Source organism: Aureivirga sp. CE67 (assembly GCF_015767245.1).
GTDB lineage: Bacteria > Bacteroidota > Bacteroidia > Flavobacteriales > Flavobacteriaceae > Aureivirga.
Genome location: NZ_JADOTV010000001.1, coordinates 376,486 through 400,550, shown reverse-complemented (window position 1 = coordinate 400,550; position 24,065 = coordinate 376,486). Strand labels below are relative to the sequence as shown.

At 31.8% G+C, this 24,065-nt stretch carries 20 protein-coding genes and 1 tRNA gene; 17 read left to right on the top strand and 4 right to left on the bottom strand.

What is annotated here, in order from left to right:
- Window positions 1-53: 53 nt before the first annotated feature.
- The 10 genes from I0K12_RS01750 (at window position 54) to I0K12_RS01705 (ending at window position 11,694) form a co-directional block, all read left to right on the top strand.
- Window positions 54-126, top strand: a tRNA-Trp gene (locus I0K12_RS01750).
- Window positions 127-141: 15 nt separating this feature from the next.
- Window positions 142-330 (top strand): preprotein translocase subunit SecE, encoded by a 189-nt coding sequence (gene secE / locus I0K12_RS01745; RefSeq protein ID WP_196885180.1) that lies wholly within the window; start codon window positions 142-144, stop codon window positions 328-330.
- Between the two features lie 11 nt (window positions 331-341).
- Window positions 342-893 carry a transcription termination/antitermination protein NusG gene (gene nusG / locus I0K12_RS01740; RefSeq protein WP_196885179.1) on the top strand — a complete coding sequence of 184 codons (552 nt, stop codon included), beginning with the start codon at window positions 342-344 and terminating at the stop codon, window positions 891-893.
- A 72-nt stretch (window positions 894-965) separates the two neighbouring features.
- Window positions 966-1,409, top strand: coding sequence for a 50S ribosomal protein L11 (gene rplK / locus I0K12_RS01735; protein ID WP_196885178.1), 444 nt, complete (start codon window positions 966-968; stop codon window positions 1,407-1,409).
- 15 nt (window positions 1,410-1,424) lie between these two features.
- Complete coding sequence (gene rplA / locus I0K12_RS01730) at window positions 1,425-2,114, top strand: 50S ribosomal protein L1 (protein ID WP_196885177.1); 690 nt, start codon at window positions 1,425-1,427, stop codon at window positions 2,112-2,114.
- A gap of 22 nt (window positions 2,115-2,136) precedes the next feature.
- Window positions 2,137-2,655, top strand: coding sequence for a 50S ribosomal protein L10 (rplJ, locus tag I0K12_RS01725; RefSeq protein WP_196885176.1), 519 nt, complete (start codon window positions 2,137-2,139; stop codon window positions 2,653-2,655).
- A 47-nt stretch (window positions 2,656-2,702) separates the two neighbouring features.
- Entirely contained in the window at window positions 2,703-3,074 is a 372-nt protein-coding gene (rplL, locus tag I0K12_RS01720) for a 50S ribosomal protein L7/L12 (RefSeq protein ID WP_196885175.1), read from the top strand.
- Between the two features lie 122 nt (window positions 3,075-3,196).
- The gene (gene rpoB / locus I0K12_RS01715; protein WP_196885174.1) at window positions 3,197-7,012 is read left to right on the top strand and encodes a DNA-directed RNA polymerase subunit beta; all 3,816 of its coding nucleotides are present in this window, start codon (window positions 3,197-3,199) and stop codon (window positions 7,010-7,012) included.
- 86 nt (window positions 7,013-7,098) lie between these two features.
- Window positions 7,099-11,373, top strand: a complete 4,275-nt coding sequence (gene rpoC, locus I0K12_RS01710; protein ID WP_196885173.1) for a DNA-directed RNA polymerase subunit beta' — start codon at window positions 7,099-7,101, stop codon at window positions 11,371-11,373.
- Window positions 11,374-11,376: 3 nt separating this feature from the next.
- Window positions 11,377-11,694, top strand: coding sequence for a DUF3467 domain-containing protein (locus I0K12_RS01705; protein WP_196885172.1), 318 nt, complete (start codon window positions 11,377-11,379; stop codon window positions 11,692-11,694).
- 61 nt (window positions 11,695-11,755) lie between these two features.
- Here the strand turns inward: I0K12_RS01705 and I0K12_RS01700 are convergent, their stop codons facing one another.
- The 3 genes from I0K12_RS01700 to ffh form a co-directional block, all read right to left on the bottom strand.
- Window positions 11,756-12,598, bottom strand: coding sequence for a DUF2911 domain-containing protein (locus tag I0K12_RS01700; RefSeq protein WP_196885171.1), 843 nt, complete (start codon window positions 12,596-12,598; stop codon window positions 11,756-11,758).
- A gap of 178 nt (window positions 12,599-12,776) precedes the next feature.
- On the bottom strand, window positions 12,777-13,655 hold the full coding sequence (folD, locus tag I0K12_RS01695) for a bifunctional methylenetetrahydrofolate dehydrogenase/methenyltetrahydrofolate cyclohydrolase FolD (protein WP_196885170.1): 879 nt from the start codon (window positions 13,653-13,655) through the stop codon (window positions 12,777-12,779).
- A 279-nt stretch (window positions 13,656-13,934) separates the two neighbouring features.
- Window positions 13,935-15,263, bottom strand: coding sequence for a signal recognition particle protein (ffh, locus tag I0K12_RS01690; protein WP_196885169.1), 1,329 nt, complete (start codon window positions 15,261-15,263; stop codon window positions 13,935-13,937).
- Window positions 15,264-15,449: 186 nt separating this feature from the next.
- Between ffh and I0K12_RS01685 the strand changes: the two genes are divergently transcribed.
- From I0K12_RS01685 to I0K12_RS01670, 4 genes are all read left to right on the top strand, one after another.
- Entirely contained in the window at window positions 15,450-15,926 is a 477-nt protein-coding gene (locus I0K12_RS01685; protein WP_196885168.1) for a Crp/Fnr family transcriptional regulator, read from the top strand.
- A 67-nt stretch (window positions 15,927-15,993) separates the two neighbouring features.
- Complete coding sequence (locus tag I0K12_RS01680) at window positions 15,994-17,229, top strand: erythromycin esterase family protein (RefSeq protein WP_196885167.1); 1,236 nt, start codon at window positions 15,994-15,996, stop codon at window positions 17,227-17,229.
- 14 nt (window positions 17,230-17,243) lie between these two features.
- Window positions 17,244-18,491 carry an erythromycin esterase family protein gene (locus I0K12_RS01675; protein ID WP_196885166.1) on the top strand — a complete coding sequence of 416 codons (1,248 nt, stop codon included), beginning with the start codon at window positions 17,244-17,246 and terminating at the stop codon, window positions 18,489-18,491.
- 95 nt (window positions 18,492-18,586) lie between these two features.
- Window positions 18,587-18,880 (top strand): DUF1330 domain-containing protein, encoded by a 294-nt coding sequence (locus tag I0K12_RS01670; RefSeq protein WP_196885165.1) that lies wholly within the window; start codon window positions 18,587-18,589, stop codon window positions 18,878-18,880.
- A 296-nt stretch (window positions 18,881-19,176) separates the two neighbouring features.
- Here I0K12_RS01670 and I0K12_RS01665 read toward each other — a convergent pair whose 3' ends face one another.
- Complete coding sequence (locus tag I0K12_RS01665; protein WP_196885164.1) at window positions 19,177-21,384, bottom strand: nitric-oxide reductase large subunit; 2,208 nt, start codon at window positions 21,382-21,384, stop codon at window positions 19,177-19,179.
- A gap of 178 nt (window positions 21,385-21,562) precedes the next feature.
- On the opposite strand from I0K12_RS01665, the gene I0K12_RS01660 reads away from it, so the two are divergent.
- The 3 genes from I0K12_RS01660 (at window position 21,563) to I0K12_RS01650 (ending at window position 23,761) form a co-directional block, all read left to right on the top strand.
- Window positions 21,563-21,940 (top strand): group III truncated hemoglobin, encoded by a 378-nt coding sequence (locus I0K12_RS01660; protein WP_196885163.1) that lies wholly within the window; start codon window positions 21,563-21,565, stop codon window positions 21,938-21,940.
- Window positions 21,941-22,079: 139 nt separating this feature from the next.
- Window positions 22,080-22,427 carry a cupin domain-containing protein gene (locus I0K12_RS01655; RefSeq protein WP_196885162.1) on the top strand — a complete coding sequence of 116 codons (348 nt, stop codon included), beginning with the start codon at window positions 22,080-22,082 and terminating at the stop codon, window positions 22,425-22,427.
- A 539-nt stretch (window positions 22,428-22,966) separates the two neighbouring features.
- The gene (locus tag I0K12_RS01650) at window positions 22,967-23,761 is read left to right on the top strand and encodes an alpha/beta hydrolase (RefSeq protein WP_196885161.1); all 795 of its coding nucleotides are present in this window, start codon (window positions 22,967-22,969) and stop codon (window positions 23,759-23,761) included.
- Window positions 23,762-24,065 lie beyond the last annotated feature (304 nt).

Sequence of the window (24,065 nt, the reverse complement as noted above, 5' to 3'; positions counted from 1 at the left end):
AAATAAATATAAGGGTGCTTCCTTATAATAAAAGCGAAGCACCTTTTATAAATACGGGTATAGCTCAGTTGGTAGAGCACTGGTCTCCAAAACCAGGTGTCGTGAGTTCGAGTCTCTCTACCCGTGCAAAAATGATGTAATATGAGTATTGTAAAATATATTAAAGAATCATTTGAAGAACTTAATACAGAAGTTACTTGGATCTCTTGGTCTGAGGCTCAAAAGTCTACTGTAACAGTAGCAATATTCACAGTAATCTTTGCGATTGCTGTTTTTATTGTTGATAAGGTTTTTCAATTCGGTTTAGAAAAATATTTCGAACTATTTTAATTAAAATTGATATGACTGAATCTGTTAAAAAATGGTATGTTGTTAGGGCAATTGGAGGTCAAGAAAATAAGGTCAAAAATTATATCGAAAATGAAATCTCTAGATTAGAGATTTCTGATTATATAGACCAGGTTTTAGTTCCAACAGAGAAGGTCATTCAAGTCCGTAATGGAAAGAAAATTCATAAAGATAGAATTTATTTCCCAGGATATGTAATGATTGAAGCAAACCTTACAGGAGAAATACCTCATATTATCAAATCTGTGCCAGGAGTTATTGGTTTTTTAGGTGAAACTAAAGGAGGAGACCCTGTGCCTTTGCGTAAATCAGAAATTAATAGACTACTTGGTAAAGTAGACGAATTATCTGTTAAAAACGAAAATGTAGCGATCCCTTATATGGTAGGAGAAATTGTGAAGGTTACAGATGGAGCTTTCAACGGTTTTGATGGAACTATTGAGGAGATTAACGAAGAAAAGCGTAAATTAAAGGTAATGGTTAAGATTTTCGGAAGAAAGACACCATTAGAGCTTAGCTACATGCAAGTAGAGAAAATTTCATAATTGTTACATTAAATAATAATGATATTACGACAGCTTCCACCTATATGTAATATCTCACAAAAGTTTTAAGAAATGGCAAAAGAAGTAAGTAAGGTAGTAAAATTACAAGTGCGTGGAGGAGCAGCTAATCCTTCGCCACCAGTAGGACCTGCTTTAGGTGCTGCCGGAGTTAACATTATGGAGTTCTGTAAGCAGTTTAATGCAAGAACTCAAGATAAGCAAGGAAAAGTTTTACCAGTTGTAATTACAGTTTACACTGATAAATCATTTGACTTCGTTGTTAAAACTCCACCAGCTGCAGTACAATTATTAGAAGCAGCAAAAATTAAAAAAGGTTCTGGAGAGCCAAACCGTAACAAAGTAGCAAGTGTTTCATGGGATCAAATTAAAGTTATCGCAGAAGATAAGATGGCAGATTTAAATGCTTTCACTATCGAATCTGCAATGTCTATGATTGCTGGAACTGCTCGTTCAATGGGTCTAACAGTAACTGGAGATGCTCCACAAAAATCTTAATAACATTTATTAGAGATGGCAAAATTAACAAAAAAGCAAAAGGAAGCTGTAAGTAAAGTTGATGCAACAAAAGCATACAGTTTAGAAGAAGCTGCTGCATTAGTAAAAGATATTACAAATGTAAACTTTGACGCATCTGTAGATTTAGCTGTAAGATTAGGAGTTGATCCTCGTAAGGCAAATCAAATGGTTAGAGGGGTTGTAACATTACCTCACGGAACTGGAAAAGATGTAAAAGTATTAGCATTAGTAACTCCTGATAAAGAAGCAGATGCGAAAGAAGCAGGAGCTGACTACGTTGGTTTAGATGAATATTTACAAAAAATCAAAGGTGGTTGGACAGATGTTGATGTAATTATTACTATGCCAAGTGTAATGGGTAAATTAGGACCATTAGGTAGAATTTTAGGACCTAGAGGTTTAATGCCAAACCCTAAGACTGGTACAGTAACTATGGATATTGCAAAAGCAGTTAAAGATGTGAAGGCTGGTAAAATTGACTTTAAAGTTGATAGAACTGGAATCGTTCACGCTGCGATCGGTAAAGCATCTTTTGATGCTCAAAAGATCACTGAAAATGCAAATGAATTAATTCAAACGATTATTAAATTAAAACCAACTGCAGCTAAAGGAACTTACATTAAGAGTATCTCTATGTCAAGTACTATGAGTCCAGGTGTTGCAATTGATCCTAAAACAGTTTAATGTTCGTTAAAACTCATTAATTATGACTAGAGAAGAAAAATCAGCAATTATAGAAGATTTAACAGCGCAATTAACTGAAGGAAATATTTTTTATTTAGCAGATATTTCAGGATTGAATGCTCAAGATACTTCAAATTTACGTAGAGCTTGTTTTAAAGCTGACGTTCAATTGGCAGTTGTTAAAAATACATTGCTTTCTAAAGCAATGGAAAATTCAGGAAAAGATTTTGGAGAATTACCTACTACTTTAAAAGGAAGTACTTCTTTAATGATTTCTGAAACTGGAAATGCTCCAGCAAAAGTAATCAAAGATTTCCGTAAGAAATCAGAAAAGCCTTTATTAAAAGGTGCATACGTAGAAGAAGCAGTTTATGTTGGTGATGATCAATTAGACGCATTAGTAAGCATCAAATCTAAGGAAGAAGTTATTGCGGATATCATTGGATTATTACAATCTCCAGCGAAGAATGTTGTTTCAGCATTACAATCAGGAGGTTCAAAACTTTCAGGTATTCTTAAGACTTTATCTGAAAAAGAATAAAGAAAGCACAAATACACTAAATAATAATTTTTTTAAAACAAAACAAAATGGCAGATTTAAAAGATTTCGCAGAACAACTTGTTAACTTAACAGTAAAAGAAGTAAATGAGTTAGCTGATATTTTAAAAGAGGAGTACGGAATTGAGCCTGCAGCAGCAGCTGTAGCAGTAGCTGGACCAGCTGGAGGAGCTGAAGCAGCAGAAGAGAAAACTGAATTTGACGTAATCTTAAAAGCAGCAGGAGGTTCTAAATTAGCTGTAGTAAAATTAGTTAAAGAATTAACAGGATTAGGATTAAAAGAAGCTAAGGCAGTAGTTGATTCTACACCTGCTCCAGTTAAAGAAGGAATTTCTAAAGATGAGGCTGAAGGTCTTAAAAAATCATTAGAAGAAGCAGGAGCTGAAGTTGAGCTTAAATAATATTTAAGTCTAGAAGACATTTAGGTTTAGGTCTTTGGGTGAATAACCTTTAGACCTAAACCATTTTGCGTATATATTCGTTCTTATATTTTAACAAAATATTAATCAAAACACTTTGTCCATTGGCAACGAAAAATAGCACTGAAAGAATAAACTTTTCATCAGCTAATTTGACTACTGAATATCCAGATTTCTTAGATATTCAGATCAAGTCATTCCAAGATTTCTTTCAATTACAGACGAAAGCTGAAGTGAGAAGTAATGAAGGACTGTTTAAAACCTTCTCTGATAATTTTCCAATTACAGATACTCGAAATCAATTCGTATTAGAGTTTCTTGACTATTTTGTTGACCCCCCTCGTTATACAATTCAAGAATGTATTGAAAGAGGATTAACCTATAGTGTACCTCTTAAAGCTAGACTTAAGCTTTATTGTACAGATCCTGAACACGAAGATTTTGAAACAATCGTACAAGATGTTTATTTAGGAACTATTCCTTATATGACACATAGTGGTACGTTTGTGATTAATGGAGCAGAAAGAGTTGTAGTTTCTCAATTACACCGTTCACCGGGGGTATTCTTCGGTCAATCATTCCACGCGAATGGAACAAAACTTTATTCTGCGAGAATTATTCCATTCAAAGGTTCATGGATTGAATTTGCTACAGATATTAATCAGGTGATGTATGCTTACATCGATCGTAAGAAAAAGTTACCTGTAACTACTCTTTTCAGAGCTATTGGTTTTGAAAGAGATAAAGATATTTTAGAAATTTTTGATCTTGCAGAAGAGATTAAGGTTTCTAAGAGTGGATTAAAGAAAGTCTTAGGACGTAAATTAGCCGCTCGTGTGCTTAAAACTTGGCATGAAGATTTCGTAGATGAAGATACTGGAGAGGTTGTATCAATTGAGCGTAACGAAATTATTTTCGATCGTGATACAATTTTAGAGAAAGAACATATTGACGAAATTGTTGATGCTGGAACAAAAACAATTTTATTGCATAAAGAGGATAATGACTCTGGAGATTATGCAATTATTCACAATACACTTCAAAAAGATCCAACAAACTCTGAAAAAGAGGCTGTTGAACATATTTATAGACAATTACGTAACGCTGAACCGCCAGATTATGAGACTGCAAAGGGAATTATTGATAAATTATTCTTCTCTGAGCAACGTTATAATTTAGGGGAAGTTGGTCGTTATAGAATGAATACAAAATTAGGTTTAGATGTTGATATTGATATCAAAGTTTTAACTAAGGAAGATATCATTACAATCATCAAAAACTTAATTAAATTAATCAACTCTAAAGCTGAAGTTGATGATATTGATCACTTATCAAATAGACGTGTTCGTACGGTAGGTGAGCAATTAGCAGCTCAGTTTGGTGTAGGATTATCTCGTATGGCAAGAACTATTCGTGAAAGAATGAATGTTCGTGACAATGAGGTGTTTACTCCAATTGATTTAATTAATGCTAAAACACTTTCTTCTGTAATTAACTCGTTCTTCGGAACAAACCAGTTATCTCAGTTCATGGATCAAACAAATCCATTAGCAGAGATTACTCATAAGCGTCGTTTATCTGCCTTAGGACCTGGAGGTCTTTCTCGTGAAAGAGCTGGATTCGAGGTGCGAGACGTTCACTATACACATTACGGAAGATTATGTCCAATTGAAACTCCTGAGGGACCAAATATTGGATTAATTTCTTCTTTAGCTGTTTATGCTAAAGTAAATAATTTAGGATTCATTGAGACACCTTATCATAAAATTAATGATGGGATTGTTGATTTCTCTGAAGCACCACAATATTTAAGTGCAGAAGAGGAAGAAGGAATGAAAATCGCTCAGTCGAATATTGCTTTAAATGAAGATGGTAGTTTTGTTGAAAGTAAAGTAATTATTCGTGAGAATGGAGATTTCCCTGTAGTTGAACCAACTGATGTACACTATATGGATGTTTCTCCAAACCAGATTGCATCTATTTCAGCTTCTTTAATTCCATTCTTAGAGCATGATGATGCCAACCGTGCCTTAATGGGGTCAAACATGATGCGTCAGGCAGTACCATTATTACGTCCTGAAGCACCAATTGTTGGAACTGGATTAGAACGCAGAGTAGCAAAAGATTCAAGAGTACTTATTAACGCAGAAGGAAATGGAGTTGTAGAATATGTAGATTCAAATGAAATCCACATTATCTATGACAAGACAGAAGAAGAAAAGTTAGTAAGTTTTGAAAATGATATAACAAAATATAACTTAATTAAGTTTAGAAAAACTAACCAAGGTACTTCAATTAACTTAAAACCTATTGTAAGAAAAGGTGATAGAGTTGAAGAAGGTCAAGTACTTTGTGAAGGTTATGCAACGCAAAATGGAGAGTTAGCTTTAGGTAGAAATATGAAAGTTGCCTTCATGCCTTGGAAAGGATATAACTTCGAGGATGCGATTGTAATTTCTGAAAGAGTTGTAAGAGAAGATATCTTTACTTCAATTCATATCGATGAGTATTCATTAGATGTTAGAGATACTAAATTAGGAGCGGAAGAACTTACAAATGACATTCCAAATGTAAGTGAAGATGCTACTAAAGATCTTGATGAAAATGGTATGATTCGTATTGGAGCTGAAGTGAAGCCTGGAGATATTCTTATTGGTAAAATTACACCAAAAGGAGAATCTGATCCAACACCAGAAGAGAAACTTTTACGTGCGATCTTTGGTGATAAAGCAGGTGATGTAAAAGATGCTTCATTAAAAGCTTCACCATCTTTAAGAGGAGTTGTTATTGATAAGAAATTATTCAAGAGAGCTGTTAAAGATAAGTCGAAGAGAACTAGAGATAAAGAAGATATCGCAAGATTAGAAGCGAAATTTACTGGAAAGTTTGAAGAACTAAGACAAGTATTAATTGAAAAATTATTCTCTTTAATTAGTGGGAAAACTTCTCAAGGAGTTCAAAATGATTTAGGTGAAGACGTATTCCCAAGAGGTAAGAAATTTACTCTTAAAATGTTAAATGCAGTACAAGATTACACGCACTTAACTAAGGGAGCTTGGACAACAGATGAAGATTTGAATAGCTTAGTTGTTGAACTTGTTCACAATTACAAAATTAAAGTAAGTGATTTACAAGGAGCTTTAAGAAGAGAGAAATTTACAATCTCTGTTGGAGATGAATTACCATCAGGAATCGTAAAACTAGCTAAGATTTACATCGCTAAGAAACGTAAATTAAAAGTTGGAGATAAAATGGCGGGACGTCACGGAAACAAAGGTATTGTTGCACGTATCGTTCGTCAAGAAGATATGCCATTCTTAGAAGATGGAACACCAGTAGATATCGTATTAAATCCATTAGGGGTACCTTCGCGTATGAATATTGGACAGATTTACGAGACAGTACTTGGATGGGCAGGTCAAAAACTTAACACAAAGTATGCTACACCAATTTTTGATGGTGCGTCAATTGATCAAATCTCAGGATACATTAGTGAAGCAGGAATTCCAGAATATGGACATTCTTACTTATATGATGGAGGAACAGGAGAAAGATTCGATCAACCAGCGACAGTAGGAGTAATCTATATGATTAAACTAGGTCACATGATTGATGATAAAATGCATGCTCGTTCTATTGGTCCTTACTCACTAATTACGCAACAACCACTTGGAGGTAAAGCACAATTTGGAGGTCAGCGTTTTGGAGAGATGGAGGTATGGGCTCTAGAAGCCTATGGAGCATCTTCTACACTTAGAGAAATCTTGACTATTAAGTCGGATGATGTAATGGGTAGAGCAAAAGCTTATGAAGCAATTGTGAAAGGTGAAACAATGCCAGAACCAGGTCTTCCAGAATCGTTCAATGTATTAATGCATGAGCTTAAAGGTCTTGGATTAGACGTTAGACTAGAGGAATAATATTAAAATAATTGAGAGTATTATATTAATATAATACTCTCAATTTCAATGAAGAATTTTTACATTTCAAATCGAAACCATATACCATGGCAAAAAAGAACGATAAATACACTGTAAAAAAGTTTAATAAAATCTCAATTGGTTTATCTTCACCAGAGTCTATTTTATCTAGCTCAAATGGAGAAGTTTTAAAACCAGAAACTATAAATTATCGTACACACAAACCAGAAAGAGATGGTTTATTTTGTGAACGAATTTTTGGACCTATCAAAGATTACGAATGTGCTTGTGGGAAATATAAAAGAATTCGTTACAAGGGAATCGTTTGTGATCGATGTGGTGTAGAGGTAACTGAAAAGAAAGTACGTAGAGATAGAGTAGGACACATCAATTTAGTTGTGCCTGTAGCTCACATTTGGTACTTTAGATCATTACCTAATAAGATGGGATACCTTTTAGGTTTACCTTCAAAAAAGCTAGATATGATTATCTACTACGAAAGATATGTAGTAATCAATCCAGCTGGAGTTAAAAACTTAGAAGGAGTGCCATTACAAAAAATGGATTTCTTAACAGAAGAAGAGTATTTAGATATTTTAGAGACTCTTCCAATCGAGAATCAATATTTAGAAGATTCTGATCCTGAGAAATTCGTTGCTAAAATGGGAGCAGAGTGTTTAATTAGTTTATTAGCTAACATTGATTTAGATCAGTTATCTTATGAATTAAGACACAAAGCAAACACTGAAACTTCTAAACAAAGAAAAACAGAAGCTTTAAAACGTTTGAATGTTGTTCAAGCTTTTAAAGACGCAAATAAAAATAGAGAGAACTTACCTGAGTGGATGATTATGAAGGCTATCCCAGTAATCCCACCAGAATTACGTCCTCTTGTACCATTAGATGGAGGTAGATTTGCTACTTCTGATTTAAATGATTTATACCGTCGTGTAATTATCCGTAACAATCGTTTAAAACGATTAATGGAAATCAAAGCTCCTGAAGTAATCTTACGTAATGAAAAACGTATGCTTCAAGAATCAGTTGATTCATTATTCGACAACACAAGAAAATCATCTGCTGTTAAGACAGAATCAAACAGACCATTAAAATCTTTATCTGATTCATTAAAAGGTAAACAAGGTCGTTTCCGTCAAAACTTACTTGGTAAGCGTGTGGATTATTCTGCTCGTTCTGTAATTGTTGTAGGACCAACTTTAAAATTATATGAGTGTGGTTTACCAAAAGATATGGCAGCTGAGCTTTACAAGCCTTTCATTATTCGTAAATTAATCGAGAGAGGAATTGTAAAAACGGTTAAATCTGCTAAGAAGATTATCGATAAACGTGAGCCAGTAGTTTGGGATATTTTAGAAAACGTATTAAAAGGACATCCAGTTCTTCTAAACCGTGCCCCTACACTTCACCGTTTAGGTATTCAGGCATTCCAACCGAAATTAATTGAAGGAAAAGCAATTCAATTACACCCATTAGTGTGTACTGCCTTCAATGCCGATTTCGATGGAGATCAGATGGCCGTTCACTTACCATTAGGACCAGAAGCAATTTTAGAAGCGCAATTATTAATGTTAGCTTCACATAACATTCTGAATCCAGCAAATGGTGCTCCTATTACTGTACCTTCTCAGGATATGGTATTAGGTCTTTACTATATGACAAAAGAAAGAAAGTCTACTCCTGAATATCCAATTAAAGGAGAAGGTTTAACTTTCTATTCTCCTGAAGAATTAATCATCGCTTTCAACGAAAAAGCTGTTGACTTAAATGCAGGAATTAAAGTAAAAACTTGGGACATTGATGAGAATGGTGATAGAGTACAAAGAATTATTAAAACTACTGTAGGTAGAGTTTTAGTAAATGAAGTTGTACCAGAGAAAGCAGGATACATTAATGAAGTATTAAATAAAAAATCTTTAAGAGATATCATTGGTAGAATCTTAAAGGTAACAGATATTCCAACGACAGGACAATTCTTAGATTCTATTAAAAATATGGGATATAAGTATGCATTCCAAGGAGGATTATCATTCAGTTTAGGTGATATCATTATTCCACCAGAAAAGGAAACAATGATTGCTGAAGCTAACGCGAAGGTTGATGAAATCATCATGAGTTATAACATGGGTATGTTGACAAACAAAGAACGTTATAATCAGGTGATTGATATCTGGGGATCTACGAACAATAAATTAACAGAGCTTTCAATGAAGCGTCTAAGAGAAGACCAACAAGGATTCAACTCTGTATTTATGATGCTTGATTCTGGAGCCAGAGGTTCGAAAGAGCAGATTCGTCAGTTAACTGGTATGCGTGGTCTGATGGCAAAACCTAAAAAATCTACTGCTGGAGGTGGAGAGATTATTGAAAACCCGATTCTTTCTAACTTTAAAGAAGGTCTTTCAATTCTTGAATACTTTATCTCTACGCACGGGGCTCGTAAAGGTCTTGCCGATACAGCCTTAAAAACTGCCGATGCCGGATACTTAACACGTCGTTTAGTTGATGTTGCACAAGATGTAATTATTAACGAAGATGATTGTGGAACTTTAAGAGGATTAAATGTTCAAGCATTAAAGAAAAATGACGAGATCGTTGAAACACTTGGAGAAAGAATTATTGGGCGTGTAGCATTAAATGATGTTGTAGACCCAATTTCTAAAGAAGTATATGCAAACGCAGGTGAAGAAATTGACGAGTTAATCGTTGCCAAAATTGAAGAATCACCAATTGAAACAGTTGAAGTAAGAACTGCTTTAACTTGTGAGGCTAAATTAGGTATCTGTGCTAAGTGTTATGGACAATCACTTTCAACAAGAAAAATGGTTCAAATTGGAGAGGCAGTTGGAGTTATCGCTGCACAATCTATTGGAGAGCCAGGAACACAGCTTACATTAAGAACGTTCCACGTTGGAGGGGTAGCCGGAAATATTTCTGAAGATAATAAATTGATTAGTAAATTCCCTGGAAAAGCAGTAATTGAAGATTTAAATACTGTTGAAGGAGAAGATAATCAAGGAAATAAAGTTAATATTGTAATTTCAAGAACGTCTGAAATTAAGATTATTGACCCTGAAACAAACCTTGTTTTAAGTACAAATAATATCCCTTACGGTTCTCATATCTTTATTAATGAAAACCAAATGATTAAGAAAGGTGATGTAGTTTGTCAATGGGATCCATTTAATGGGGTAATCGTTTCAGAGTTTGGAGGAAGCGTACAATTCGAAAATATCGAACTTGGAGTTAACTACAACGTTGAGATTGACGAACAGACAGGTCACCAGGAAAAAGTTATTACAGAATCTAAGAACAAGAAAATTATTCCAACGTTATTAATCTTAGGAAATGACGGAGAAGTATTAAGATCTTATTCTTTACCTGTAGGAGCTCACTTAATGATCGAAGATGGAGAAACAATTAAAACTGGTAAAACTCTTGTTAAGATTCCTCGTAAATCAGGAAAAGCAGGAGATATTACAGGAGGTCTTCCACGTGTAACAGAGTTATTCGAAGCACGTAACCCTTCTAACCCAGCTGTAGTTTCTCAAATTGATGGAGTTGTTTCGTTTGGAAAAATCAAACGTGGTAACCGTGAAATCATCGTTGAGTCTAAATTAGGAGAAGTTAAAAAGTACTTAGTAAAACTTTCTAACCAGATCTTAGTACAAGAAAACGATTTCGTAAAAGCAGGAATGCCTTTATCAGATGGAGCTATTACACCAACAGATATTTTAAATATTCAAGGACCTGGAAAAGTACAAGAGTTCTTAGTAAATGAGATTCAAGAGGTATATAGACTTCAGGGGGTAAAAATTAACGATAAGCATTTTGAGGTTGTAGTACGTCAAATGATGCGTAAAGTAAGAATTATTGATTCTGGAGATACTTTATTCTTAGAAAACCAATTAGTTCACAAGTCTGATTTCATACAGCAAAATGATGCTATCTATGGAATGAAGATTGTTGAGGATGCTGGTGATTCTGATAGCTTGAAACCAGGACAAATTATTACTTCTCGTGAATTACGTGATGAAAACTCAATTTTAAAACGTAATGACAAGAACTTAGTAGTAACTAGAGATGCACAACCTGCAACAGCAGAGCAAATCTTACAAGGTATTACAAGAGCTTCATTACAAACAAAATCATTCATCTCAGCAGCATCGTTCCAGGAAACTACAAAAGTACTGAACGAAGCAGCAGTAAACGGAAAAGTAGATTACTTAGAAGGATTAAAAGAGAATGTTATTGTTGGTAAGAGAATTCCAGCTGGTACTGGAATGAGAATTTATGATAATATTATAGTTGGTTCTAAAGAAGAAATGGACTCAAATCTTTAATAAATGGAAGATAATAAACCAAAAAACGACGGGCAACAAATTAATATCGAGTTAGATGAGAAAGTTGCTGAAGGAACTTATGCTAACTTAGCTATTATTAACCACTCAATTTCTGAGTTTATAGTAGACTTTATTAGTGTGATGCCTGGAGTACCTAAAGCGAAAGTTAAGTCAAGAGTTATTTTAACTCCGCAACATGCGAAAAGACTGACAAAAGCATTAGCTGAGAATGTTAAAAAATTCGAACAAGCTCATGGTGAAATTAAAGATTATGATCAACCACATATTCCAATGAATTTTGGACCAACAGGTGAAGCATAAATAAACAAAAAGAGGTTTTCAAATTTGAAAACCTCTTTTTTATTTTATATTAAAACGAAAATTACTTTTTTCTCCACTCTTTGATAGAGTCTTCATTCATTTTTACGTAATCATCATTTTTGTTTTCTTTAGCTAATTTTAAAGATCTTTTTGCAGTTACGATTGCTTCTTTATAATCCCCTAACTTAGCTTGCATTAAAGACTTTTGTCTTAATAACCAGAATTTCTCTCCACCTAATTCTAAGGCTTTGTTCATCCATTCTAAAGCTTTTTTAGTGTCTTTTCCTGAATCAAAATAGAATCTAGCAGCACTTGCATAATCAGCAGCACTTGGTCCACTCATTATTTCATTAATAGATTCTGTTACTAATTCACTAGTAGGAACAGTAACTTTGAAACTTACTTTAGTAGTTGCCCAATAAATATTCATTGTTGCTCCTCCCATGTTGATATCTGTAATATCAATTGTGAAAGATTCCGCATTTGCAATTTTCATTGTAGGAACTCTAAATTTAGCAGCTACTTTAGACTCATCCCATTTTCTTGGTAATCCCCAGTTGTCAGTATCTTCATAGAAAATGATTTCCCAGTCAGACTCATTTGGAATAGTATATAAAGCATAAGCACCTTTTTTGATAGACTCTCCTTCAACAGATACATTAGAATTGAAAGTAACTTTTGTATTATTGTTAGCTCCAGTTCTCCATAATTTTCCGTAAGGTACTAAACCTCCAAAGATTTTTCTTCCTCTTGTAGCTGGTCTAGAATAATCAACAGTAATTTCAGAAATACCAACGATTTGTTCTAATGAACTTTTTGGACTAGGTTGAGGTGTTGTAATTTGAGCATCAGCAGTCGAAATTGATGCAGCAATTAAAAAGATAGTTGCTATTTTTTTAAACATAATTTGTATTTTAATTATTTGAAACAAATATATTTTTTTTAATACTGAATAAATTTTACAAAAAGAATATTAACATTTATTTAAGTTTTATTAAAACAAAAATAGATTCCTTTTTGGCTTAAATAAAAAAAGCATTCTTTAATAAGAATGCTTTTCAATATATTTTATTGTTTAATAACTAGTCGTTTCTTCTCTGACAAGCTAACATTGTATTCTTTAATAACATTGCAATTGTCATTGGTCCAACTCCTCCAGGAACAGGTGTGATGAATTCTGCTTTTGGACTAACAGAAGCAAAATCAACATCTCCAGCTAAACGATAACCACGTTTTTTAGAAGCATCTTCTACTCGAGTAATTCCAACATCAATAATCGTTACACCATCTTTTACCATATCTCCAGTTAAGAACTCTGCTTTTCCAAGTGCAGCCACAATGATATCAGCTTCTCTTGTAATTTCAGTTAAATTTTTAGTTCTAGAATGTGTAATTGTTACTGTAGCATTTCCTGCTGGTCTTTTTTGAGACATTAAAATACTCATTGGACTTCCAACAATGTGACTTCTTCCAATTACAACTACGTTTTTTCCAGAAGTTTCTACCTCATAACGCTCTAATAATTCTAAGATTCCATAAGGAGTAGCTGGTAAGAATGTAGATAAATTTAAAGTCATTTTACCAACATTTGTAGGATGGAATCCATCAACATCTTTATCAGGATCTACTGCTAACAATACTTTTTGCTCATCAATATGTTTTGGTAAAGGAAGCTGAACGATAAAACCATCAATATCAGGATTGTTGTTTAGATCTGAAATTTGGTTCAATAATTCTTCTTCAGTTGTTTCTGATGGTAATTCTATAAGAGTAGAATCGTATCCAACAAAATCACAAGCTTTTACTTTACTGCTTACATAAGTCATACTTGCTCCATCATTTCCAACAATTACTGCTGCCAAATGTGGTGCTTTTAAACCTTTTTCTTTTCTTAATTGAACTTCTTCTTTTAGCTCATTTTTAATGTTAGTAGATGTTTGTTTTCCGTCTAAAATTGTCATGGAGTTGTATTGTTATTTTAAGGAAATAATTTAATCCACTGAAAATAAATTAAATCATCTCATGTTAGTAATTATGTGTTGAACTAATTTAATCCATTTCATTAAAAAGTCAATTAAAGCTTCTATATTATTAATTCGAAAAAATAACGTCATATAGTTATGCTATACTCCTTTTATTTTTACTTCATTACTAACATAGAACAGATTAATTTTTGTTTTTATTCAATAGTTTAAATTAGTTCGAATAAAAAAAGCAAGCGTGTTGCTTGCTTTCTTTTATTATTTCATGTTTTTCATCATTTGCATCATTTTTCTTCCGCCACCACCTTGCATCATCTTCATCATTTTGCTCATTTGGTTGAATTGTTTTAGAAGTTGATTTACTTCTTGTACGGAAGTTCCAGAACCTTTTGCGATTCTTTTCTTTCTACTTGCATTGATTGTAGCAGGATTTTGTCTTTCGTCTGGAGTCATTGAGAAAATAATAGCTTCAATTCCTTTGAAAGCATCATCGTCAATATCTACATCTTTTAACGCTTTTCCAGCTCCTGGGATCATTCCAAGTAAATCTTTCATGTTACCCATTTTCTTGATCTGCTGAATTTGCGATAAGAAATCATCAAAACCAAATTGGTTCTTTGCAATTTTCTTTTGAATCTTTCTTGCTTGCTCCTCATCAAACTGCTCTTGTGCTCTTTCTACAAGAGAAACAACATCTCCCATTCCAAGAATACGGTCAGCCATACGACTTGGGTAGAAAACATCAATTGCTTCCATTTTCTCACCAGTACCGATAAACTTGATTGGTTTGTTTACAACAGATTTAATTGTCAATGCAGCTCCACCACGAGTATCTCCATCTAACTTTGTTAATACAACTCCGTCAAAGTTCAATACATCGTTGAATGCTTTTGCAGTATTTACAGCATCCTGACCTGTCATAGAATCCACAACGAATAAAGTTTCTTGTGGCTCAATTGCTTTATGGATGTTAGAAATCTCTGTCATCATCTCTTCGTCAACAGCTAAACGTCCAGCTGTATCAATGATCACGACATTCTTTCCATTTTCTTTTGCATACTTGATTGCATTTTGAGAAATCTCAACTGGGTTTTGGTTTCCTTCTTCAGCATAAACCTCAACACCAATTTGCTCTCCAACAACACGAAGCTGATTTACAGCGGCAGGACGATAAACATCACAACCAACTAAAAGAACTTGTTTAGTTTTTTTTGTTTTTAAGTAATTAGCAAGCTTACCAGAGAATGTAGTCTTACCAGAACCTTGTAGACCAGACATCAAAATTATTGAAGGATTTCCTGAAAGATTAATACCTACAGAGTCACCACCCATTAATTCAGTTAATTCGTCTTTTACAATCTTAACCATTAATTGCCCTGGATTCAATGTAGTTAATACATCTTGTCCAATTGCTTTTTCTTTTACTCTTTTTGTAAAATCTTTTGCAATTTTAAAGTTAACATCGGCATCTAGTAAAGCTCTTCTAACTTCTTTTAAAGTCTCAGCTACATTTACTTCGGTAATTTTTCCATGTCCTTTTAATACATGAAATGCTTTATCTAATTTATCACTTAAATTATTAAACATAGTGTCTTACATCGTTTTTTTGAAGCAACAAATATACAAGAAAGCTCCGAAGTGTCAAAGTTTTAAAGAGGTGTTCTTTTGTTATAAAGACCAGAAAAGATTGATTTCAAGAAAGTTTTTATAATTTTTGTATTCTAAACAAAGTTTCTGTAGAAATTAAAGCAAGAAATAGAAAAGACAAAAGAAATGAAAACTATAAAAGTAAAAAAAGGAGAAATTCTACAACGAAAAGGAGATTTGAATGCAAAGATTTATGTAGTGCAAAAAGGACTTTTGAGAAGTTATACAATTGATCATAAAGGAAAAGAGTACATTTTTGTTTTCGCTCCAGAAGGTTGGATTATTGCAGATGCTGTAGAAAGTGATGAACCTTGTGATTTTTATGTAGAAGCTTTGGAAGATTCAGAATTGATTGTAAGAGAAAAAGATTTCAGTCAGTTTGAAGCAAATGCAAAAGCGATTGCAAAGCGAATATTAGTATTGCAGAGAAGGATTATCATGTTGATGAGTTATTCTGGTTTGGAACGTTATGAACATTTTATAGAAACATATCCAAATTTATTAAAAAGAGTTCCACAAAGAATGATTGCTTCTTATCTTGGGATTACACCTGAAGCTTTAAGTAAAGCAAAAGGCGATAAGATTCGTTTTTCGAAAAAGTAAAGTTTTATTCCTGTTAAAATATATTTAATATTTTAACGTTTTTATTGTGAAAAAAAAATATAAAACTATGAGGGTAATATTATTCGCAATCTTCTATTGTATAAGTTTTACAATAAATAGTCAATCTTTAAAAGATAATATTATAAAAAATACTTCTGAAGTAAGAACAATTTCTCCAAATGATAAAGAGTTTTCGGATTTAGAGTCTCTTGGAAATGCTATTGGAGAATCCAGAATTGTAATGCTCGGAGAACAAGACCATGGAGATGCCTCAGCCTTTGAAGCTAAAACTAGAATCATAAAATATTTACATGAAAAAAAGGGATTTGATGTTCTCGCTTTTGAAAGTGATTTTTATACGATTAATAAGTTGTCTAGAGAAGGATTTGGAATTGATTCTATTAGATCTAATATATATTCTGTTTGGTCGAATTGTTTAGAAATGGATCCATTATTTGAGTATCTTAAAAATAGTAAAATTGAAATTACTGGATTTGATAGCCGAATTACTACTGTAAATCATCGTAATAAAATATCATTTATAAAGGAAATTTCAAATTCTATTTCAGAAAGAATAGATACTTTACGAATTCCTAATTATTCTTCTTTTAAAAGAAATTTAAAAAACATTATTCTAGATGAATATGAAGTTAAAATTGACAAGAAAAATCAAAAAGATTTTATAAATACACTTGATTATATTTTCAATGAATTACAAAAAACAGAACCTAAAAATTCATTTTTGTTACAGTCTTTACAAAATTTAAAAGAACATGCTTTGAATGCATGGTTATTTGATGCAAAGAATAGGTGGCATTTACCAGAAAGAGAAGCTCAAATGGCTGATAATTTTATTTGGTTGGTGAAAAATAAATATCCCAATAAAAAAATCATTGTATGGGCACATAATGCACATATTGTAAGAGATACCTACAAGAAAAATAATAAGAGAATTTATCCAAAATCCTTTGGTGAAATGATATATAATTCCTTTCCAAAAAATGAAGTTTATTCTATAGGTTTTAATTCTTATAAAGGGTATACTAAAAGATCCCTTTATAGAGAAATACCAGGTTATAAAATAGTGAAACCTAGTAGAAACAGTTTTGAAAATTGGATTTTTAATTTAGGTTATAAAAATGCGTTTATAAATTTTAGATCTATAGAAAATACAAATCAATTTTTTAAGATGAAAGGAGTAATGCATTCTTCTGATAAATTTAATTGGTTAAATTGCTATGATGGGATTTTTTATATAGAAGAAATATTTCCTAGTACGAAAATAAGAGAGAATAATTTATAGAAAGAAATTAAACTATGAGAATAATATTATTCACAATCTTCTATTGTATAAGTTTTACCATAAGTAGTCAATCTTTAAAAGATAGTATTATAAAATACACTTCAGAAGTAAGAACAATTTCTCCAGATGATGAAGAGTTTTCAGATTTAGAACCAATTGGAGAAGTTCTAAAAAATAAACGAATTGTATTTCTTGGTGAACAAGGACATAAAGATGGAGCTGCTTTTGAAGCAAAAACGAGATTAATTAAATATTTACACAGTAAACATAATTTTGATGTTTTGGTTTTTGAAAGTGATTTTTATAATCTTAATCTTGGGTGGGATGAAAATAAAAGTATTGAACAATTAAAAAAATCTATTTATACTTTTTGGACAACTTGTAGCAATGCAGATGAATTATTTGAATATCTGGAAGAACAAAGACAGACGAAAAATCCTTTAATTTTAAGTGGATATGATGTGCGACATAAAAGAGTTCTTACAAAAAAATATATAGATGATTTAAAGTCCTTATTAAACGATTTAAATTTTACTAAAGACGAAAATTATAAGGAATTTATTAGTTCAATTCTAATTACACTTCAAAAAGAATATAATACTAAACTAAAAAAGAAAAAACGAAGTTTTTGTTTGACATACATAGATTCTATTGCGAATTCTTTAGCTGAAAGTAGTATTGAAAATAAATTTTTCTGGCAGCAGGAAATAAAAAATCTTAGAGCCTTTTTATTAAATGCTTGGTATTTTTTTAATAACAATGAATATAGTGGAGAAAGAGATCGACAGATGGCAGACAATTTAAGTTGGCTTTTAGAAAAAAAATATCCTAATAAAAAAATAATTGTTTGGACACATAATGGTCATTTTGAAAGAGGAGGTTATAATCCAAATAAAAAAGCTTTTAAATACATAAAAGTTGCTGGACAATATATTCATGAGAAATACAAAGAGCAAGTTTATACAGTTGGATTTATTTCTTATGATGGTATTTCACAAGGGGATGGTGATTTGAAAAATTATAAGATTCCTTCTCCAAAGAAAAAGAGTTTAGAAAATTTAATAAATACGAAGAATATAAATTATGGTTTTATTGATTTTCAAAAATTAGCACCATTCCATGAAACCAAAATTTACCTTAAAGGTGTTTCGCATCTAAACGAAAACAAAAAATGGTTTAAGAGATACGATGGTGTGTTTTATATAAAAAATATGTACCCTTGTGAAGAAAATGATTTTTTGTTAAAAGACTCTAATAATTAAAAATAATAAAATCCAAAACTCTTAATATTTATTAATGCACAGGATGTAGTGCTAAGATAACTTTGTGGTATTATTAATTTAAAACACAAGAAATCATGAAAGCGTATATGTTAGCATTTGTAAGAGTAAACGATTTAGAAACTTTTAATCGTGAATATATTGAGAAAGCAGTTCCAATTGTTGAAAAGCATGGAGGAATTACTGTTGGAGTAGATGAAAATCCAGAAACTATTGAAGGAAAAGTTCCAGAAGGTAGAGTAGTAGTTGTAGAATTTCCGAATAAAGAAGCTGCTATGAATTTTTATAAAGATCCAGAATATGCTCCATTAAAAGAATGGCGACAAAAAACAAGTGATAGTGATTCTATCATTTTTGAAAGAGGTTTTTAATTTCCCCTCTTGAGAGGGGCTAGGGGTGTGTAATTATAATATTAAATACTCATTAATTGAAACAAAAAGAAAAATCCTTCCCATTCTTAACAGGAAGGATTTTTCATACTATAACTAGGAACTTATTTAAGTTTTTTGACCAAAACAAAGAGTTTTATCTGATGTTTATCAGTGGTGAAGGAAAAATTTTATAGCATAGCATTAGCTATGGTTGAAAATTTTTACAATCCAGTGGTGAATATGCTTAAAACGAATTTTGAGTTGAAAAGCTTAAAAAAGTTCTAAACTAAAAAAGACTATTTTTTAAAACAATTCAAGGTTTCTTTCACAATAAACGTACAGAAATAAACAATTCCTACAGAGAAAATAACATCTCCTACAACACGCAACCATTTGATAATTTGCATACTGTCAGAATATAAAACTTCACTACTTCTTGCATACCAATATCCATGTTCGATAGAAGCCATTGTTTGAATAATTCCTTGAGGTAAAAGACTTAAAGCAACCATTGCAATTAATCCGATATTTAAAGCCCAGAAAGCAATTTTCAATGGTTTTTCATTCCAATTTGTTTTAGAAATAATTCGTAAACAGAATAAAACTAATCCCATTCCAAGCATTCCATAAACTCCAAATAAAGCTGTATGTGCATGTACTGCTGTTGTGTTTAATCCTTGTACATAATACAATGCAATTGGCGGATTAATCATGAAACCAAATACTCCAGCTCCAAGCATATTCCAGAAAGAAACTGAAAGGAAGAAATAAATTGGCCACTTATATCTTTGTACCCATTCTTTTACTTTTAATAAATTCCAGTTTTCCCAGATTTCAAATCCGATTAATGTCAATGGCACAACTTCTAAAGCACTAAATGTAGCTCCAAGTGCTATTGCATGAATTGTTGTTCCTGAGAAATATAAATGGTGTAATGTTCCAATAATTCCTCCAGATAAGAAAATGATTGCTGATAAAACAGTTGCTTTTCCAGCAGATTTCGGACGAAGTAATTTCATTTTTACAAATAAGAAAGCAATTACAACTGTGGCGAAAACTTCAAAGAATCCTTCTACCCAAAGATGTACTAACCACCATCTCCAATAATTAATCATCGAAAGTGTAGAGTGTTCTCCATACATTAATCCAGAGAAGAAGAAAGAACCAATAGCAACTACTGCGATTAAGAATAAAATCAATAAGTTTTTCGAGCTATCTTTTCTTCTAATTCCAACTAAAATATGTGCTCCAACAATTACCATCCATAGAACTAATCCAACTCCTAGAAGTATTTGCCAGAATCTTCCTAAATCCATGTATTCATAACCTTGGTGACCAAAGAAGAAATTAACTGTTAAATCTAAATATTGTTTTACTCCAAGCCATTCTCCAATCATAGAACCAACTACGATGATTAAAAGAGCAACAAATAAGAAATTGATTCCGAATTTTTCATATTTGAAAGTTTTTCCACTAATCATCGGTGCGATAAATAATCCTGTTGCTAACCAAGCAGCTGCAATCCAGAATATCGCTAATTGTGTGTGCCAAGTTCTAGAGATTGTATAAGGTAAATATTGTGATAATTCAAAACCAAAGAAATGTTGTCCTTCAACTCCGTAATGCACAGTTACAATTCCTAATAAAACTTGTAATCCAATTAATAAACTGATTACGAAGAAATATTTTAAGATAGATCTTTGTGCTGGCAATATTTTAATATTTAATAAAGGATCATGATCAGAAAGAATTTGATCATCCTCTTGATGAATATTTTTCAGATAATACCAAACCATCATTCCAACAAAAAACAATAGAAGAATAATAGAAAATCCAGACCACATCTGCGCTCCAGTAGTGATTTTATTATCAATCAATGGTTCGTGTGGCCAGTTAGATGTATAAGTTACATTATCATCAATTCTATTGGTAGAAGCTGCCCAAGATGACCAGAAAATAAAAGCATTTAAATCATGAAGTTTTGAAACATCTGTCAATAAATCTCTCGGAATCGCATATTTTTCATGTCCTTCTGAAAAGATTTTTGTGTAATGTTCCATATTACTTTCAATAGCCTCTTTTCGATCTTTTGAAATAGTAATATTTTTCGAATCAAAAGTATTTGTTTTTACTTGCGAAACCAGACGAGCTTTCAGAGTTGCTTTTTGCTCTTCATGTAAGTTTTCATAGTTCTTTTTATAATCTTCATTAGCCCATTTGTCTAATAAATAAACAGCTTCTTTATGAATCCAATCTGCATTCCAATCTGGCGCTACATAACTTCCATGTCCCCAAATCGAACCAACTTCCATTCCTCCGATGGATTCCCAAACATTTTGTCCTCTTTGTATTTGTTCTTTTGTAAATAAAGTTTCACTCGTTTCTTCAACTAAAACTTTTTCAGGAATTGGTGGCTGTTCCTGATATGTTTTCACACCTACCCAAATCAGTGCAGAAAACGAAAGTATAATCATTAAGCTAAATGCTATCCATATTTTTTTCATTATGTGAGGTTTTTATGATTTATTTATGAAGGCAAAAGTATTTGCTGTCACTATTATGTTTTTATGATTCAAATCAGAAACTGAAAATTATTTTTAATGATTCTTAATAAGATATGATTCAAGTCATAAACCATCTATTTTACATGGACTAACTTTGTAATGTAGAATTAAAGGAAAAATGAAAGACATCGAAACAAGAGAAGATATTCAGCTTTTAGTAAGTAGTTTTTATGAAAAAGTACGAGCGAATGAAGAAATCGGATATTTTTTCAATGAAACTATAAAGGATTGGGATAAACACACAGAGAAGTTGGTAGATTTTTGGGAAACGAATCTTCTTTTTGTCAGAAAATATAAAAACAATCCATTTGTAGCGCATCATGAATTAGATGAGAAATTTCCGTTTGAACAATATCATTTCGGAATTTGGCTACAACTTTGGTTTCAAAACATGGATGCACTTTTTGAAGGAGAATTGGCAGAAACAGCAAAAAGAAGAGCCAGAAAAATGGCAACTTTTATGTATCTTAATATTTTCGAAAATAGGACAAAATAAATTTAAACAAGTTCTAAAAATAAAAAAATAAATAGGGCGTTCGAGCGGGCTATCCGCACTCGCTTTTTGGCTGCAAAAATGCAGGCAGCCAAAAGAGCTCAAACAAATGCTCCTATCCCTAACGCAAAAAAGTAGAATTATGAATAAAACATCATTAGTAGAAAATCTTGTTTACGGAGAAAATAAACCAAATGTAACAATGGTTTTAGAAACAGAATTTTCAAAAGAAATTCGAATTGTTTTCCAAAAAGGACAAGAGATGAAAGAGCACAAAACAGCTTTTCCAATTATTGTAGAAATCTTTGAAGGAGAAATTGTTTTTGGTGTAGAAAACGAGGAATACAAACTAGTAAAAGGAGATTTGGTAACATTGCCAGCTTCGATTCCTCATCATTTAGTAGCAAACGAAAATTCAATTGTTCGCTTGACACTTTCAAAATTTGATACAGCTGAAAGAGTACAAGATGTAGCAAATAAAAGTATTTAATTCAATTCAATTTTTTACAGTTTTTCTCAAAAAGTATTTGAGCTTGTTTAAAATTGTATCAGAATTTATTTGATGGTTTATTAAAATGCTATTTTGAAGTATTTTTTGGAGTGCATAGCATCGCTATGGATGAGAAAAAATACAAAAAAGAGCTTTTAAGAAGCATATAAATTGTTTTGATATAAATTTAAACAAGCTCTTAATCCTTATTGCTCCTTACCATTCAATATTTTTGAGAAAATAAAACGAAAAGCTTCATGAATCAACATCATGGAGCTTTTCGTTTTTTATAGAATTACTTGAAAGTAAATACAAAGTTATTAGACTAAAAGATTTAAATTTATAATAAATATTATCACGTTTGATTTAATATAAAGATCTATAAATTATAAAATTCCCCTCTTGAGAGGGGCTAGGGGTGTGTTTATTTTAAATGAAATTATAAACGAGGTAATGTTTAATTCAAATATATATTTTCATTGTTTTTATGAGAATGTATAAATCCATTTAAAAATTAACCTAATTAAAACTTTTATAAAATGTCTAATATCAAAAAACTATTTTTAGTATTTGCTGCTATTATAATGTTTAGTTGTAATACTTCCACAGAAAAAGGAAAAACAGAAATAAATAAAGAAACTGTTGAAAAGAAAAATTCACAAACCATAAAATTCCCTTCTTCAGACGGTATTGAAATTACAGGAAATCTTTATATGACAAAAAATAAAGAGAATCCGTTTATTTTATTATTTCATCAAGCAGGTTATAGTAGAGGAGAATATTTAGAAATTGCTCCAAAATTAAATGCTTTAGGTTATAATTGTTTGGCAATCGATCAGCGTTCCGGAAAAGAAATAAATGGTGTAAAAAATGAAACACATTTAGCAGCAGAAAAAGCTGGGAAAGCCACAGAATATCCAGATGCTTTACAAGATGCGCAAGCTGCGATAAATTATATAGAAAAAGAGTTTAAACCAAAACAATTAATCATCTGGGGAAGTTCTTACTCAGCTTCGTTGACATTTATTTTAGGAGCAATGGATAAAAATGTGGATGCAATTTTGGCTTTTTCTCCAGGAGAATATTTTAAATATAATGGAAAATCAATTGCAGATTATGCTTCGGAAGTTACAGTGCCAGTATTTATAACTTCTGCTAGAAATGAAGAAAAGAATTGGAAATCTATTTATGTTGCAATTCCTACCAAAGATAAAGTAGGTTTTATACCAAAAGGAAAAGGAGTTCATGGTTCAAAAGCTTTATGGCAAACACAACCAGATCATCGAGAATATTGGGCTGCTGTAGAGTCTTTTTTGAAAAGTATTAGAGAATAGATATTTAAAACAATGTTAATTCAGAAATAATTAAAAAATTTTCTTCTTGAATGAAGTAATTTAAAGCTGCAAAAATAAATGCGGCTTTTTTTAGAGCCAGTTTAAAATTGTATCAGAATTTATTTTATAGTTTATTAAAATGCTATTTTGAAGTGTTTTTTAGAGTACATAGCATCGCTATGGATGAGAAAAAAGACAAAAAAGAGCTTTTAAGAAGCATATAAATTGTTTTGATATAAATTTAAATTGGTTCTTAGACAATAAAATTAAATTTTGACATAAAATATTATGAATTTGTCAGTTT

Excerpts from the sequence above, each read along its gene's own strand:
- secE (WP_196885180.1), top strand. The coding sequence starts at position 142 with ATGAGTATTGTAAAATATATTAAAGAATCATTTGAAGAACTTAATACA.
- nusG (WP_196885179.1), top strand. The coding sequence starts at position 342 with ATGACTGAATCTGTTAAAAAATGGTATGTTGTTAGGGCAATTGGAGGT.
- rplK (WP_196885178.1), top strand. The coding sequence starts at position 966 with ATGGCAAAAGAAGTAAGTAAGGTAGTAAAATTACAAGTGCGTGGAGGA.
- rplA (WP_196885177.1), top strand. The coding sequence starts at position 1,425 with ATGGCAAAATTAACAAAAAAGCAAAAGGAAGCTGTAAGTAAAGTTGAT.
- rplJ (WP_196885176.1), top strand. The coding sequence starts at position 2,137 with ATGACTAGAGAAGAAAAATCAGCAATTATAGAAGATTTAACAGCGCAA.
- rplL (WP_196885175.1), top strand. The coding sequence starts at position 2,703 with ATGGCAGATTTAAAAGATTTCGCAGAACAACTTGTTAACTTAACAGTA.
- rpoC (WP_196885173.1), top strand. The coding sequence starts at position 7,099 with ATGGCAAAAAAGAACGATAAATACACTGTAAAAAAGTTTAATAAAATC.
- I0K12_RS01705 (WP_196885172.1), top strand. The coding sequence starts at position 11,377 with ATGGAAGATAATAAACCAAAAAACGACGGGCAACAAATTAATATCGAG.
- I0K12_RS01700 (WP_196885171.1), bottom strand. The coding sequence starts at position 12,598 with ATGTTTAAAAAAATAGCAACTATCTTTTTAATTGCTGCATCAATTTCG.
- folD (WP_196885170.1), bottom strand. The coding sequence starts at position 13,655 with ATGACAATTTTAGACGGAAAACAAACATCTACTAACATTAAAAATGAG.
- ffh (WP_196885169.1), bottom strand. The coding sequence starts at position 15,263 with ATGTTTAATAATTTAAGTGATAAATTAGATAAAGCATTTCATGTATTA.
- I0K12_RS01685 (WP_196885168.1), top strand. The coding sequence starts at position 15,450 with ATGAAAACTATAAAAGTAAAAAAAGGAGAAATTCTACAACGAAAAGGA.
- I0K12_RS01680 (WP_196885167.1), top strand. The coding sequence starts at position 15,994 with ATGAGGGTAATATTATTCGCAATCTTCTATTGTATAAGTTTTACAATA.
- I0K12_RS01675 (WP_196885166.1), top strand. The coding sequence starts at position 17,244 with ATGAGAATAATATTATTCACAATCTTCTATTGTATAAGTTTTACCATA.
- I0K12_RS01670 (WP_196885165.1), top strand. The coding sequence starts at position 18,587 with ATGAAAGCGTATATGTTAGCATTTGTAAGAGTAAACGATTTAGAAACT.
- I0K12_RS01665 (WP_196885164.1), bottom strand. The coding sequence starts at position 21,384 with ATGAAAAAAATATGGATAGCATTTAGCTTAATGATTATACTTTCGTTT.
- I0K12_RS01660 (WP_196885163.1), top strand. The coding sequence starts at position 21,563 with ATGAAAGACATCGAAACAAGAGAAGATATTCAGCTTTTAGTAAGTAGT.
- I0K12_RS01655 (WP_196885162.1), top strand. The coding sequence starts at position 22,080 with ATGAATAAAACATCATTAGTAGAAAATCTTGTTTACGGAGAAAATAAA.
- I0K12_RS01650 (WP_196885161.1), top strand. The coding sequence starts at position 22,967 with ATGTCTAATATCAAAAAACTATTTTTAGTATTTGCTGCTATTATAATG.